At 65.8% G+C, this 13343-nt stretch carries 14 protein-coding genes; 4 read left to right on the top strand and 10 right to left on the bottom strand.

Features of this window, described 5'->3' with window-relative positions; all coding sequences use genetic code 11:
* Positions 1-22: 22 nt before the first annotated feature.
* Entirely contained in the window at positions 23-1741 is a 1719-nt protein-coding gene (locus SG26_RS04460) for a radical SAM protein (protein ID WP_014041080.1), read from the bottom strand.
* Between the two features lie 148 nt (positions 1742-1889).
* On the opposite strand from SG26_RS04460, the gene SG26_RS04455 reads away from it, so the two are divergent.
* Positions 1890-2228: a hypothetical protein gene (locus tag SG26_RS04455; protein ID WP_004957999.1), complete on the top strand. Its 339-nt coding sequence runs from the start codon at positions 1890-1892 to the stop codon at positions 2226-2228.
* A 59-nt stretch (positions 2229-2287) separates the two neighbouring features.
* On the opposite strand, the gene SG26_RS04450 is transcribed toward SG26_RS04455, so the two are convergent.
* The 3 genes from SG26_RS04450 to SG26_RS04440 all read right to left on the bottom strand — a co-directional run bounded on the left by SG26_RS04450 (position 2288) and on the right by SG26_RS04440 (position 6804).
* Positions 2288-3742: a Na+/H+ antiporter NhaC family protein gene (locus SG26_RS04450; RefSeq protein ID WP_050036948.1), complete on the bottom strand. Its 1455-nt coding sequence runs from the start codon at positions 3740-3742 to the stop codon at positions 2288-2290.
* 272 nt (positions 3743-4014) lie between these two features.
* Positions 4015-5937 (bottom strand): ABC transporter ATP-binding protein, encoded by a 1923-nt coding sequence (locus tag SG26_RS04445; protein ID WP_050036947.1) that lies wholly within the window; start codon positions 5935-5937, stop codon positions 4015-4017.
* A gap of 69 nt (positions 5938-6006) precedes the next feature.
* The gene (locus SG26_RS04440) at positions 6007-6804 is read right to left on the bottom strand and encodes a DUF429 domain-containing protein (RefSeq protein WP_050036946.1); all 798 of its coding nucleotides are present in this window, start codon (positions 6802-6804) and stop codon (positions 6007-6009) included.
* A gap of 105 nt (positions 6805-6909) precedes the next feature.
* Here SG26_RS04440 and SG26_RS21515 point away from each other — a divergent pair, with 105 nt between their 5' ends.
* Positions 6910-7068 carry a hypothetical protein gene (locus SG26_RS21515; protein ID WP_004517194.1) on the top strand — a complete coding sequence of 53 codons (159 nt, stop codon included), beginning with the start codon at positions 6910-6912 and terminating at the stop codon, positions 7066-7068.
* Complete coding sequence (locus SG26_RS04435; RefSeq protein ID WP_014041074.1) at positions 7065-7577, top strand: Hsp20/alpha crystallin family protein; 513 nt, start codon at positions 7065-7067, stop codon at positions 7575-7577. The genes SG26_RS21515 and SG26_RS04435 overlap by 4 nt, the downstream gene beginning before the upstream one ends.
* Positions 7578-7607: 30 nt before the next feature.
* Here the strand turns inward: SG26_RS04435 and SG26_RS04430 are convergent, their stop codons facing one another.
* The 5 genes from SG26_RS04430 to SG26_RS04410 form a co-directional block, all read right to left on the bottom strand.
* Complete coding sequence (locus SG26_RS04430; protein WP_050036945.1) at positions 7608-8711, bottom strand: FAD-binding oxidoreductase; 1104 nt, start codon at positions 8709-8711, stop codon at positions 7608-7610.
* Positions 8712-9497 (bottom strand): luciferase, encoded by a 786-nt coding sequence (locus SG26_RS04425; protein ID WP_014041072.1) that lies wholly within the window; start codon positions 9495-9497, stop codon positions 8712-8714. It lies immediately after the preceding gene.
* Positions 9498-9567: 70 nt separating this feature from the next.
* On the bottom strand, positions 9568-10188 hold the full coding sequence (locus SG26_RS04420) for a CoA pyrophosphatase (protein ID WP_014041071.1): 621 nt from the start codon (positions 10186-10188) through the stop codon (positions 9568-9570).
* An 89-nt stretch (positions 10189-10277) separates the two neighbouring features.
* Complete coding sequence (locus tag SG26_RS04415) at positions 10278-10748, bottom strand: hypothetical protein (RefSeq protein ID WP_050036944.1); 471 nt, start codon at positions 10746-10748, stop codon at positions 10278-10280.
* Between the two features lie 32 nt (positions 10749-10780).
* The gene (locus tag SG26_RS04410; RefSeq protein ID WP_044951980.1) at positions 10781-11917 is read right to left on the bottom strand and encodes an MFS transporter; all 1137 of its coding nucleotides are present in this window, start codon (positions 11915-11917) and stop codon (positions 10781-10783) included.
* 119 nt (positions 11918-12036) lie between these two features.
* On the opposite strand from SG26_RS04410, the gene SG26_RS21510 reads away from it, so the two are divergent.
* Complete coding sequence (locus SG26_RS21510) at positions 12037-12207, top strand: HVO_0758 family zinc finger protein (protein WP_004517187.1); 171 nt, start codon at positions 12037-12039, stop codon at positions 12205-12207.
* Here the strand turns inward: SG26_RS21510 and SG26_RS04405 are convergent, their stop codons facing one another.
* The gene (locus SG26_RS04405; protein ID WP_014041068.1) at positions 12208-13293 is read right to left on the bottom strand and encodes an aldo/keto reductase; all 1086 of its coding nucleotides are present in this window, start codon (positions 13291-13293) and stop codon (positions 12208-12210) included.
* Positions 13294-13343 lie beyond the last annotated feature (50 nt).

Below are 13343 nucleotides of genomic sequence, written 5' to 3'. Positions count from 1 at the left end.
GCTTTCGGGACCAAACCGGCTGTTAGTCAGCGCCTTCCTGCGACTGGGTGGTTGCGAACCGCTCGATTGACGCGACGTCGATATCTCCGACCGACTCGTAGGGTCTGTTTACCACCACGTCGCCGGCGGTGCTCCGGCCGATACCGGGAATCGCGGTGAGTTCGTTCATCGACGCGCTGTTGAGATCAAGTGGGTAGGGAACGCCGGTGACCGACCGATAGCCGTGGTCGGTGACTGCGATGTCGACGACGCTGCCGAGTTCGCGCTCGCCAGGGATGCCCACGAGGAGCGGGTAGGTCCCAAGTTGTCGGCCGAACGTCTTGCCGTCCTGATGATACTCCAGATGCACGTCGGGGAGTACCGTCCCCGGTGGTGCGACCCGCTGGAGCATCGGGTTATCGATGGTCTCACGGACCTCCTGTTTGTACTGCTTGAACAGTTGTTTGTGGTCCTTAGCGATTTCTGCGCCGGTGTCGGCCATGTCGGTCCCCTCGAAGGCCATCACCTGCCGGATGTTCACCCGCCGGAGCATGAGCCCCTCGTCGTACACCCGCTGGAGGAACCGCTTGTTGTGCTCGAAGGTCTCCCGCGTCTCGCCTTTCAGCCCGTGGACGAGATTGATACCGGGCAGGAGTTTGGGGAGCCGCCGAGCGGCGTCGTCGCCAAAGTTGGGGGCAGTGTCTTTATCTCCTCCGGGTCGCCAGCCAGCCACCTCGTTGACGATTTTCACCGCCTCGAAACACTGGTCGGCGGTGACGTTGAGGTTGTTGTCGCTCATCACGTTCGGGTCGGCCGACTCCAGGCCGAACGCGGCGGTGTCGCCGGGCGTGTTGTGCTCGGCGATGATGCGAATCCCCTCGCGAGCCTTCTCGGGCCACTTCACAACCGTGATGGGATTCATATTGTCGAGATGCAGCGTCTCAAGGTCCGGCGCAACGTCGCGGATACCGCCGTAGAGCCGCCGCAGGGCGTCGGGATTCGGTGCCTCACCGTCACCGCCGTAGGCCAGGATATCGGCCTGCCGGCCCAGTCGGAAGTGCTTCACGCCGCGGTCCGAGAGGGCATCGACTTCATCGACAACACTCTCGGGCGGCCGGAAGTCCGGGTTGCCGTACATCGGCTCCGTACAGAAGGAACACCGGTACGGACAGCCCCGGGAAGTCTCCATCTCGCAGATGAGGTAGTCAGGGTGATTCGGATGCTGTTCGACAACGAACGCGCCGGCGCGGGCCCACCGTGTCTCCTCTTCGATGTCACGGTACCGGTCGTTGAACCCCTCCAGGCCGGAGTCCACGAGGTCGAACACTGCGGCCTCGACGTCCGCCATCGCCAGGAAGTCGAAATCGAGGTCGTCGCGGGCCGTCTCGCTCGCGCCCTCGTTGGCCTCGCCGACGCCGAATCGGACCGGACCGCCCATGATGGAAGTCCCGTCGGCCGTCCACGCGAGTTCCCGTACCTCGTCGGGTTCGGCCGGCGTCCCACCGACGTACTTGCCGGGGACGGTCATCCCGCCGACGTACACCATGAGGTCGGCGGCCTCAACGTCTCGCCAGACTGCGTTGTCCTCCCGGAGTTCGTCGATAGTGTGATACGTTATCTGCTTGCGGGGGACGCCGGCATCGACGAGCGCGCCGGCGGCGTACCGCGGGTACGTCGAGATGTACGGCGGCACCCCGAAGTGTGCGGGCTCGTCGACGTAGCCGTCGACGATGGTCACGTCGAGCGTCTCGGGGTCAGTCATACCCCTCGCTTGACGTTCGATGCCTAAAACCGTGTCTGGTCGGCCGTGGAAACAGGAACGGTCATGTGCGAGCTAAAGAGGGCGTAGTCAGCACCACGGCCACCCATGGTACAAAATCACTTTCTCCCAGCCCGTGCCATGGATGTGTATGGAACGGGTCGAATTTACGGTCCGTGGCGAAGGGGCCAGCACGCTGCCCAGAGCGTTCCACGATATCGCCGAAGATTCCCGCGAGCTGTATGACGGCAACGGGTTCGTTGTGGCGGTTACGGAGAACCACTACCGCATGGAACTCACTGAGGTACAGGCGACGACCGTGCTGGAGCTAATAGATGAGACAACTTGCGAGGTGACGATCATCGCTGGCGGCGGTGGATACGGATTGACAGCCGATGCGGGTGGTCGTGAATCCGAGGAGGTTCGAAAGGTCAGGCGTCGACTCGAAACGTTCTGTGAGGACCGCAATCTCACTGTCGAACGGATGTAGGCCAGCGGCGCTTCCGGAGGGGATGATGCAGTGACAGAATCACCCGGGGGCAGACGAACTCAGTCGTCGGCGACAGCAGACGACGGGGCTGAATCAGCTTGTTGGGACCCGTCATACCGTCCGCCGAACAGCGTTGTCGCAAACAGGATCAGCGGCGAGAGGAACGCGAAGAAGTAGTACGGGGCGTAGGCAAGCGTTCCGACCCCGAAGACTGCGGACATATAGACGGCACCGGCGTGCCACGGGAAGAGCGCGCCGGTCGGGGTTCCGGCGGATTCGATAGCCTGTGAGAGGTCGTCGCTGGCCAGGCCGTACTCGTCGTAGAGGTTCCGGAGCGTGAGTCCGGGAACGACGATGCTCATGTACTGCTGGGCGGAAAAGGCGTTGACGAAAATCGCCGAAACGCCGGTCCCGACGACAAGGCTGCGCGGGCCGCGGACAGCAGTCGCAAGGTGGTGTGCGAGCACGGCGAGGACGCCGGTCCGTTCGAGGAGTCCGCCGAGACTGAGGGCCGCAACGACGACAGCAATCGTCCAGGCCGACCCCGAGATGCCACCGCTTGCCAGCAGGTCGTTCACGAGGTCCATCCCTGTCTCAGGGGCCGTCCCGTCGAGAAAGACGGTCCAGGCGGCAGTGAACGACCGGCCCTGAACGAAGATGGTCGTGAAGGTCCCGGCAAAGACCCCGGCGACCAGCGTCGGGAGCGCGGGGATCCCGTACAGCGCCAGCCCGAAGGTGACAACGAGCGGGAGGAGTACCAGCACCGAGAGGTCGTAGCTGCCCGCGAGTGCGCCCTGTATTTCGGCGACACGCCCGGTTGGGATTTCACCGACAGTACGCAGCCCCAGCGCAGCGTAGAGCAGGACTGAGAGACCAAACGCCAGCACGGTCCCGTTGCGCATCGCCCGGATGTGGTCGTAGAGGTCGGTGTTCGTCACGGCGGCCGCGAGGTTCGTCGTATCCGAGAGGGGGGACTGTTTGTCGCCCGCGTAGGCACCCGAGAGGATGGCACCGGCAGTCATCGGTGTTGGCACGCCGAGACCGGAGCCGATGCCGATGAAGGCCACGCCGAGGGTGCCAGCCGTCGTCCAGGACGATCCGATGGAGAACGCGACGACCATCGCAAGCAGCGCTGTCGCCGGCAGGAACACGTCCGGTGTCAGTATCGAGAGCCCGTAGTACATCAGCCCGGGAATAGTCCCCGCGCTGACCCACGTCGCGATGAGCCCGTAGATAACGAACAGAATGAGAATAGCCTGCAGTCCCATCAGCAGACTGTCCGCGAGCCCCTCGTAGAGGTCGTCCCACGAGTAGCCGAGCCAGTATTTCCCGACTGCGCCAGTCAGCACGATGCTCCAGAGCAACGGCCCGTGTGGGGCCAGCTTCAGATACCCGGACCCGATGCCGAGGAACAGAACGACACCGAGTACGGGGACCAACGCTTGGAGTACCCCGGGACGGCGCTCCGACGGGATGTCCTCGTACGTCAGCGGTTCGAGAGTGAGTGATGTCACGCTTACGCCGACCTAATAACTCATATGTATTAAAAAGAGCGATAATATCTCTGTAGTGCATATGAGAAAGTATCTCTTTCGAAGGCACTGTTATCAAGTACCACTATCACAGACGCAAAGCGGGACTAATGTGCACTTAGTATGCGTCCCTCCAGCGGCTCACGCTGGTTGGTGTGGACCGGGCTTAACGGGCTACTCAATGGGTTCTCGACGGTACTAGGGCATCTCGGCGCTGCTGACCCAGTACCGGCGGCGGCCGAACAGACGCAGTCTCAGTCGTCGGCGCTGACCGTTCGGTCGTCGGCCTGGGCGTGCCAGAGATCGGCGTAATCGCCGTCGGCCGCGAGCAGGTCAGCGTGGCTACCCCGTTCGACGATTTCCCCGTCGTCCATCACGACAATACGGTCCGCGTCCTGAATTGTCGAGAGGCGGTGGGCGATGACGAAGGCGGTGCGGTCCGCGACCAACTGTTCGATGCTCTCCTGAATCCGGTCTTCCGTCTCCGTGTCCACGTCGCTGGTCGCCTCGTCGAAGATGATGATCTCGGGGTCGTTCAGCAGAGCGCGAGCGATGGCGACCCGCTGCCGCTGGCCGCCCGAGAGTTTGATGCCCCGCTCGCCGATCTGCGTGTCGTACCCATCCGGCAAGTCTTGAATGAACTCGTGGGCCTGTGCGGCTTTCGCCGCATCGCGGACACGGTCGCGTGCGGTCTCCCAGCCGACCTCTTCGGTCTCCTCGTCCAACTGTTCGGCGTCGAGTACCTCGCGGTCGCCGTAGGCGATGTTCTCGGCGACGGTCCCCGAGAACAGGTACGGCTGTTGTTCGACGATGGCGATTTCGCCCCTGAGGCTCTGGAGGCCGTACTCGCGCACGTCGACGCCATCCACCCGGACCGCACCAGCATCCACGTCGTGGAACCGCGGCACCAGTTTCAGCAAGGTCGATTTGCCGGCTCCGGTCGCCCCAGCAAGGCCGATTGTCGCGCCATCGGGCACGTCAAGCGACACGTCGCGGACGACCGGCGGTTCGTCACCGTAGCCGAACGTCACGTCGTCGAACTCGACCGACCCGTCGATGTTGTCGGGTTCGTACGGGTCTGCGGGGTCGGTGACTTCGGGGTCCTGACCCAGCAGCCCGAACACGCGCTCGGCGCTGGACTTGGCGAGCTGGTACTTGTTTGCGGAGCGCCCGATTCGGCGCATCGGCGAGTACAGCCGGCGGATATACAGGAAAAACAGGGCAAACGCCCCGGTCGACAGCGCCGCTTCGCTCTCGGGAGCCGTGATGAAGTCCATCCCGGCGACGTACAGAATCAGGACGAACGCGATACCAGTAAGCAGTCGCAGGCCGGCGAAAAAGGCCCGGCGGATACGCAGGGCGGCTACCTTCTGGTCGTGATACTCCTGGCTCTGGTCGGTCACCCGCTTGCGCTCGAAGTCGTAGCGGTCGAACGCTTTGATGACTGGCGCGCCGCTGAGGTTGTTCTCTAACCGGGTGTTGAGCCGGGACACTGTCTGGCGGATGGAGCGGTATTTCGGCTCGATCCAGGTGAGGAAGAAGCCGCTGGCGATGCCGATGAGTGGCACCGGGCCGAGCGCGATGAGCGCCAGTTTCGGAGAGTACCGATAGAGGATGACCGCGATACCGCCGACGGTCGCCACCACCCGAATCATCTGGCGGAACTCCGTGTTGAGGAACGATTCCAGCCGGTTGATGTCGCTGTTGAGTATCGACATCATCCCGCCGGTCTGGTGGTTCGCAAAGAAGGACAGCGAGAGGTGTTGCAGGTGGTCGTAGGTGTCGTTCCGGAGGTCCCGCTGTATCTTCTGGGCGCTCGACTGGAGGAGATATCTGGAGGCAAAGCGCGTCGCCGACCGAAGGAGATAGGCGATGGCTGCGATGGCGACCAGCCGCTGGAGGAACGCGATACGGGCGGCTTCGCCCGTGATTTGGCCGGGCGGCAACAGGCCGGCATCCGTCAGCAGCCCCGGCTCGCCGCTGCTGAGGACGACACGGTCGATGGCCGCGGCGACGATTATCGGCGGCACGAGGCGGGCGAACCGGGTACAGAACGCCGCCAGAATGCCGACGAGCAGACGGAGCCAGTAGGGGGTGGCGTAGCCGACGAGGTTGACCATCGGGTGGCCGTCGACGTTCTCGCGGACGCCCTCGAAGCCGCCCTGGTCGTCAGGCATAGACGCTAGTTGGTCCGGAAACTGATATATGCCGGGCTTCGACCCGGAGACGGTGACTTCACTGCGTCGTCAAACGTAGATACAGCCTTCACTGTCGGGACCCGAGACGGGCGGTCCGGCACCGTCGGCCAGCCGGCCCGCCGAAACCACGGCGGCCAGCGAGTCCAGCGCGTCGTGGTTCCCGAGGTAGGTGTCGCGGTGATCGCCGACCGTAACGCTACAGGCTTCGACCGCTGCGACGTTTGCCTCTCGGCGCTGCCGGGGGTCATCGACGTTCTTGTACCCCTCGCGGTAGCAGCCCAGCCAGCCGAACGTCGCCGCGGGGTACACCTCCGCGACCAGCGTGTCGGCATCCCAGCCCTGCATCGGCACGACGGCTGTCGCGTCGTCGTCTCGCAGTTTTCCGAGTACGTCCCGGACGCCGTAGAAGGTCATACTGCGCGTCCGATTCGTGTAGGGACACAGCACCCCGCGGCGGAAATCCGTCTCCCGGCGCAGGTCCCGGTTGCCGGTCGCCATCTCCGCGGTGTGCCGGCACGCCTCTGAGAGTGACCCCGGGTCAGTCGGGCCGCTACCGCTCGCAAGCCAGTCGACGAAGCCGTCCCAGGTCCCCCCGCACTGCGCGTCAAGCAGCGCCTGTGGCAGACTGAACGGGAAATCCAGCCCGACAGCGCCCACATCATCGTCGGTGATGCGATCGAAAAGGCCAGCGTGAGCCGCTTCACGGTCCCGGCCCCATTCGTCCGTCCCGCGGTAGCACCGTTGAATCGTCAGCCCGTCTTCCGTCGGGATCGCCTCGGTGACCCAGAGCGCGTCGCCAGCGGTCGCTGCGCCGCTGAAATCCACCCCGAGGACGCGTTTACTCATACACCCGAGTACGCCGGTGACGGTATCAATGTTGGGACTGGCACGAACGGGGTGGCCCCTTCCCCGTCCGTAAGGGGTTTGTCCCCGACGGACCAACGGAATAGTATGCCAGCCACTATGGAGGTCGTCTGCACGGACGACAGCTGCGAACTCGACATGTTCGAGATGCACTACACGTACGATATGCCGGACGATGTCGAACTCGCGGCGTTCTCCTGTCCGTACTGTGGCGGGACGGACTGTCTCGACGAAGTGGAACTATGATGCGGGACATCGGCTCCTCGATCAGCGACGCGATCTTCGAGAACATCGGCCGGGCCGCCGGCCGGGTGCAGGAGAACAAGCCGCTGGCCTCGGACCTGCTGGAGTCGGACGACGCCTACCTCGTCGTCTTCGACGCGCCCGGCACGACGGCGTCGGACATTCAGGTCCGGTACGTCGACGACCGCGTGGAGGTCCGCATCGACCGCTTCCGTGACTTCTACGAGGGCTTCGAGATGCGCTACCCCGGCCGCGGGCTCGCGCTCGACGGAAGCGTCACCCTGCCGAGCGACGCCGCTGTCGACCCGGAGACGGCCCAGGCCACACTCAAGAGCAACGGCACGCTCCACGTCCGCGTCCCGAAGGCTGAGCCTGGGCACGACGAGGACGCGGCAACGGATGTGGGCGTTGAAACCGACGACAGCGGGACTGACGGGGGAACCGAAGCGGATGCAAATACCGATGTCGAAGGCGAAGCCGAATCAGCTGACGAGGGCGAAGACGACTCCTGATTGGAGCGTATACACTTTCTCACAGCGCATTTACTCGTCCCAGTCACGCGTCGGGTCGTCCAGCGCGGCGAACTCTTCGGAGCCGTCGAACCGCGTTGGGTCGACCCGGTCGGGCAAATGCTCGGAGAGCGGATTCGGGCGATTGAGAACGTCTGCGGCGAGATAGTCGCCCATCGCTGGCGCGCGCATGAGCCCGTGGCCCTGCCAGCCGGTCGCCACCCAGAGCCCGTCGGCGACCTGCCCGGCCAGCGGCGCGCCGTCTGGCGTCGCTGTACACAGACCAGACCAGGCTCGGTCACAAGCCGGCGAGAGCGCCGTTGACTGCTCGACACGGTCGAGGCTCCGAGTGACGAACTCGGCGTCAGCCTCCGGGTTCCACTCCGTCGGGTCGACCTCGTGTGCGCCGTCGCCGACCAGCAGCGCGTCGGCTTTCGACCGCCAGTAGAACTCACGCGTCGCGTCGTAGAACGATGGCAACGCGGCGTCGACCGGCTCGGTCACGAGCGCCTGCGCCCGGTAAGCTTTCAGCGCAAGCGAGACGCCGATGTCGGCAACGAGTGGCTTCGTCTGTGGGCCGGCCGCGACCACTACCGCGTCGAACGTCCGCGTTTCGTCCGGCGTTTCGACGGTCGTCGGCGACGCGAGCGAGACCGGGGTTTCCGTTTCGATGGTCGAGCCCGCTTCGCGGGCTGTTTCGGCGAGCGTGGCTACCACAGCGTCCGGGTCGAGCACGCCGGCGTCGCTGGCGAGGCCGGCCACCTCGATGCCGCTCGTGTCCAGCGCCGGGTAGCGGTCGCCGAGTTCCGCCGGCGTGAGCGCTTCGACCGCGACGCCGTTTCGCTGCATCCCCGCGATCTGCTCGCGGACGGCCGCGGCGTCGCTCTCGTCTCGTGCGACCCAGACGTAGGGCTGGGGCTCGAACAGGTCCAGGTCGCGGTAGCGAGTGATCGCGTCCGCGGCGACGGCCGCGTCCACGTCGTCGGCGAAGGCGTCGTAGCAGAGGCCGGCGGCGCGGCCGCTCGCACCGCTGCCCAGTTCATCGCGTTCGAACACCGTGACCGACGCGCCGTGACGGCCCAGCGTCAGTGCGGTCGACAGACCGACGGCCCCGCCGCCGACGACGACGACGTTCATTTACGAGAGGAAGGGGTCAAGCCCACGCGCCGGATAGCCGACAATTGTGTCGACGCCGATGTCGTGGAGTCGCTCGGTTCGCTCGGCGACTGTCTCGACGGAGCCGACGAGCGCGTAGTCGCGGATGGCCTGTTTGAGTACGTCTCTGGCCCGACCCGTCGCTCGGCTGTCCGTCGGCGCACCGTCAGGCAGCGCGTTCCGGACCGGACCGCGCCGGGCCGCGTAGTCGCCGACGGCGTCCAGCATCGCGTCCTCGCTGTTCGAGAGCACCAGCGGGGCGTAGACGGCAATCGATCCCTCGAAGCCGGCCGTCCGGAGCGTCCGCACGTCGCGGGCCGTCGTCCGGGAGAGGAGTTCGTACTGCGTGCCCCCGACCGCCAGCGCGAGGCGTTCGATGCCCTCGGTGCCGACCCAGGGGTCGCTGGCGTCGTCGACGGCCGCCCGCAACCGCGGTGCGACGGCCCGTTCGGCCTCGTCCTCCGAGAGATACGCGCTGTGGCCGGCGACCAGTACGTGTCCCGCACCGGCCGGCAGCGCGTCGAACCCGCTGTCGTCTCCCAGCGGATCGAAGCCGTCGGCCCGGACTGGCGTGGTGACGCGTACGTCGGCGGTCGATGCCAGTCGCTCGATAATGTCCGGTTCTGGGACGTGGGCCGCCCCCTCGTAGTCAATTGCGAGCGTCTCGATGTCGAGGTCTGTCGCCCGCGACACGTCCACTTCTGTCGGCTTGAGCGCCACCGCGTCGATGCCGGCGGCCGCCAGTGTCGCACCGGTAAGCGTGGTCATCCAGTACGCGATCAACGTCTCGGGGTCGCAAAATCCTGTCGCTCTCGGCCCTACCACAACCCACTCTGTGTCACTCAGCTTCGTCGCGCACGCTCGGCGGGAGGTCGTCGTCCGGCTCCATGTAGCGGTCCGGCTCGGGCGGCATCCGCCAGTCGGTTGCGAGTTCGAGCAACTGGACGAGCATCCGAGCCGTCGCGCCCCAGACGGTGTAGCCGTCGACGTAGAAGAAGTGGAGCCGTATCTCGCCGTAGTGGGGATGGTCGCGGTGTTCGGACTCGTAGTTGTCCAGGTCCGTCAGCTCCGACACCGGCAGGGGGACGATCTCGGCGACTTCCTCGTCCGAGGGCAGATAGTCGCGGTCCGGGATCCGGCCGACGAACGGGCGCACGGAGTAGCGCGTGATGGTCCTGATGTCGTCCAGCCGGCCGACGACGTTGACTGCCAGCGGGTCGAGTCCGATCTCCTCGTTGGCCTCCCGGAGCGCCGTCCGCAGCAGGTCCTCGTCTTCGGGTTCGCGGCCGCCGCCGGGGAACGACATCTGCCCGGGGTGGTCAGACAGGTGGTCAGCGCGTTTCGTGAACAGTATCGCCTCGCCCTCGGGTCGCGTGACCACCGGGGCGATGACGGCGGCCTCCTGTGGCTCGTCGTCCACGACGACTGGCTCGTGGGCCGCGACCCGGTCGAACTGCATAGCACATCGTAGGTACCCGAGCGTCTTAATTCGGGTGGCTCACTCCTGCGAACTAGCCGATTTAATGGTGCAGAATACGGATGTCGGGCTCACACGTCGTCCAGACGGTCGCGGAGGCCGTCCATTTCAACGCTCTCCCAGGCTTCGATGTCGTAGCTCACGTCGAGCAGTGTCTCGACGCGGTCCTCGTCGCCGTTCTTGACGGCCATCACCGCGTCCTCCCGGAAACGGGACTTGACGGCCTCGATGACAGCGTCGCGCGCGAGGTCGCGGGACGGGACGTCCATGATATGCGGGAGGTCGGCCGCGCCGTCGGGCAGGGCCGGGAACGCGACCGGGCCGACTACCAGCAGCGTCTCGTGTGTATCGGCGGCGTGGTCGTCGACGGCGACGAGGTGATACGAGTCGATAGCGCCGTCGATGGCCGCCGCGACCGCGTCCGGGTCGGCGTCGACGCCCTGCTTGAAGGCGAGTTCGCCGCAGGCGTCGACGAGTTCCGCTCTGGTGAGCGAGCCGAAGAGGTCGACGACGCCAGCCAGCTCGTCCGGTTGCAGGTCCATACAGGTGACGCGGCACCGAGCGGCTTCAGCCTTTAGGCTCGGGCTGCGCTCGGCAGGCGACCGTCGAGGTGCAGCGACACCATCGCAACGAGGACGACGAGCAACGCGATTCCCATGCCGCGAAGCAGTGTCGGAAACGTGACGCCGGCATCAAGCAGTCGGCCGACGAGCGCGCTCCCGGGGGCCTGCATCACCATCATTCCCGCGCCGTAGGTGGCGTAGGCGCTCGCGCGGTGGCGGTCCGGGAGCGAGCCGAGCAGGTACGCGTCCACCGCCGGGAAGATGCTGTGGATGACGTAGCCGACGACGACGCTGAACGCGGCCAGCGACCAGAATCCGGTCAGTGACGGGAGCACCAGCACACAGCCGGTAAAGGCCGCCAGAATCGTCAGGAGATACGGAATCGACGGGAGACGGTCGGCCAGCCGACCGCTGACGTAGAAGGCCGGTACGCCGGCGCCGAACGCGAGCAACAGCAGCGTTCGACCTAACCCCGCGGACAGCCCAACGCTCGTGGCGTAGGTGACGTAGAAGTTGAACAGTCCGTTCCAGACCAGGCCCGCGACGCCGATGGTGGCGACGCTGGTGACGATGATGTGCCACTGGGCGCGCGCCGCGCCGAGGAGGTCGCGGTCTTCGCTCCCGGCGTCGGGGAGTTGCGAGCGTCTCGCAATGAGCGTGAACGCGATGGTCACCAGTCCCGCGGCGACCGCTATCCCCTGCAGCGCGGTCCGCCACGTTCCGACGATGAGTACGAACGAGATCAGCGCCGGCGCGCCGACGGCGGCGAGCTGGGAAGCGACCCCATGTTGCCCGAGGGCGCGGCCGGGCCGCTCCGGGTACAGTTCGCTGACCAGCGTGTTCGCCGCAGTCAGGTAGACGCCGCTGGCAAGCCCCATAGTGAACGCGCCGACGAGCAACAACGTCGGGTCGAACGCGAACGCGGTGAACGTCGTCCCGAGCGTCAACACGACACCGGAGCCGAAGATGACCTTCGCCCGCGATATCCGGGTCAGCAGGACGCCGGTGGGAAGCCTCGGGAGGGCGCTCCCGGCCCAGGCCATCGTTGCGAGCAGTCCGAGCGTCGCATCGGACGCACCCGTCGTCGCCCGGATCGGCTCGATAAGTGGTGCAAAGACGACTCTCGCGAGGTTGATGCAGAACACCATCCCCAACAGCGAGCCGAAGATACGGCGACGAGACACGACCGGTGATAGACCGGAAGCCATGAACAACGTTCCGGAACGCCGCCACGGGGTTTTTACACGCGGGTAGCACACTGGCAGGTATGGACTCAGTGAGGAAGGCCCTCCGGGCCGGCGACGTCGAGAAGGACAACTACGGACGGCTCTCCTGTACCAGCTGTGACGAGCCGCTCGCGACGGAGAACGACCCGGACGAGGTCGGGAAAGTGCGCGTCTGCCCCGAGTGCGACGGTAAGTGGAAGGAACTCAGCTAGCTACTCGAAGACGGCGTCGAACGCGTCCGCACCGAGCGGCTCGTACCGACCGGCATCGACGTTCTCCCGGGCGTGCTCGACCGAGCCCGTGCCGACCAGCGAGCAGGTCACGCCCGGCGCGCTGCGTGCGAAGTTGATGGCGCGCTGTGCGCTCGTCTCGCCCGAGAGCTTCGCCGCCACGTCGTCTGGGACCGCTGCGGCCAGCTTGCCCTGCATGATGGATGCGCTGGTGAACACGTCCAGCCCGGCCTCGTGAGCGAACCACAGCGCCGACTGCGCCCCCTCCGCGCCGTCGTGGGATTCGACGGTGAACGCGTCGGCCATCGAGACGTTGAACGGCAACTGAATCGCGCGGAGATGCGTCGCCGCGTTGCCGACCGTCTCTGCCGCGGCGCGTGCGCGCTCGACGACCTCGGGCAGCGAGAGATAGCTGTCGTGGGCAGCGGCCACGCGGAACGCCTCCCACGTCGCGACACCGTAGTGCTCGATGTCGCCGGCTGCAGCGCGCTCCTCCAGTCGCTCGAAGGTTGCCTCTAGCTGGTCGTACACCGCTTCACGGGACTTGGATTTCAGTTGCGTCTCCGGATTGTGGACGTAGTAGAGGTCGATGGTGTCCAGCCCCAGATTCGCGAGCGAGCGGTCGACCTGGTCGTCAATGTAGTCGGGCGCGATGCAATGCTGGCCCGCGACGAGGTCGTCGCGGTCCACGATGCCGGTGTCGAGGTACTCCGACCGGACGAACGCGCCGGGGTCCGCCGGGCGCTCTCCGTCGAACGGGATGAACCCTCCTTTCGTCGCAACGGCAATCGCATCGCGGTCCACCTCGGCGTCCGCGACGGCGTCGCCGACGACCCGCTCGGAGCGCTGGTGACGGTAGTTTATCGCCGTGTCGACGACGTTGATGCCGGATTCGAGTGCCGTCACGATAGCGTCGTGGTAACTCGCGTCCCGCTCGTCGGTCGGGTCGCCGAGGTACGTTCCGATGCCGATGCTGGAGACGACGCCGTCGCCGAACCGCCGGTAGAACGTGCGCGCGAACTCGTCGTGGTCGTCCCGGTACGCCCAGGTCGCCTCCCGTGTGGCCATACCGGGTGTTGGTCGGGCAGTGACAAAAGGACAGAGATTCACTGGAGTCG

Source organism: Haloarcula sp. CBA1115 (assembly GCF_000827835.1).
Taxonomy (GTDB): Archaea; Halobacteriota; Halobacteria; order Halobacteriales; family Haloarculaceae; genus Haloarcula; species Haloarcula hispanica.
Note: the sequence above shows the minus strand (reverse complement) of the source record. Positions and strands in the feature narration are given on the sequence as shown.

What these genes read in the sequence shown, in the direction of transcription:
- SG26_RS04440 (WP_050036946.1), bottom strand. Translation starts at nt 6,804, where the DNA reads ATGAGTAAACGCGTCCTCGGGGTGGATTTCAGCGGCGCAGCGACCGCT.
- SG26_RS04430 (WP_050036945.1), bottom strand. Translation starts at nt 8,711, where the DNA reads ATGAACGTCGTCGTCGTCGGCGGCGGGGCCGTCGGTCTGTCGACCGCA.
- SG26_RS04415 (WP_050036944.1), bottom strand. Translation starts at nt 10,748, where the DNA reads ATGGACCTGCAACCGGACGAGCTGGCTGGCGTCGTCGACCTCTTCGGC.
- SG26_RS04445 (WP_050036947.1), bottom strand. Translation starts at nt 5,937, where the DNA reads ATGCCTGACGACCAGGGCGGCTTCGAGGGCGTCCGCGAGAACGTCGAC.
- SG26_RS04460 (WP_014041080.1), bottom strand. Translation starts at nt 1,741, where the DNA reads ATGACTGACCCCGAGACGCTCGACGTGACCATCGTCGACGGCTACGTC.
- SG26_RS04425 (WP_014041072.1), bottom strand. Translation starts at nt 9,497, where the DNA reads ATGACCACGCTTACCGGTGCGACACTGGCGGCCGCCGGCATCGACGCG.
- SG26_RS04410 (WP_044951980.1), bottom strand. Translation starts at nt 11,917, where the DNA reads ATGGTGTTCTGCATCAACCTCGCGAGAGTCGTCTTTGCACCACTTATC.
- SG26_RS04435 (WP_014041074.1), top strand. Translation starts at nt 7,065, where the DNA reads ATGATGCGGGACATCGGCTCCTCGATCAGCGACGCGATCTTCGAGAAC.
- SG26_RS21510 (WP_004517187.1), top strand. Translation starts at nt 12,037, where the DNA reads ATGGACTCAGTGAGGAAGGCCCTCCGGGCCGGCGACGTCGAGAAGGAC.
- SG26_RS21515 (WP_004517194.1), top strand. Translation starts at nt 6,910, where the DNA reads ATGCCAGCCACTATGGAGGTCGTCTGCACGGACGACAGCTGCGAACTC.
- SG26_RS04420 (WP_014041071.1), bottom strand. Translation starts at nt 10,188, where the DNA reads ATGCAGTTCGACCGGGTCGCGGCCCACGAGCCAGTCGTCGTGGACGAC.
- SG26_RS04455 (WP_004957999.1), top strand. Translation starts at nt 1,890, where the DNA reads ATGGAACGGGTCGAATTTACGGTCCGTGGCGAAGGGGCCAGCACGCTG.
- SG26_RS04405 (WP_014041068.1), bottom strand. Translation starts at nt 13,293, where the DNA reads ATGGCCACACGGGAGGCGACCTGGGCGTACCGGGACGACCACGACGAG.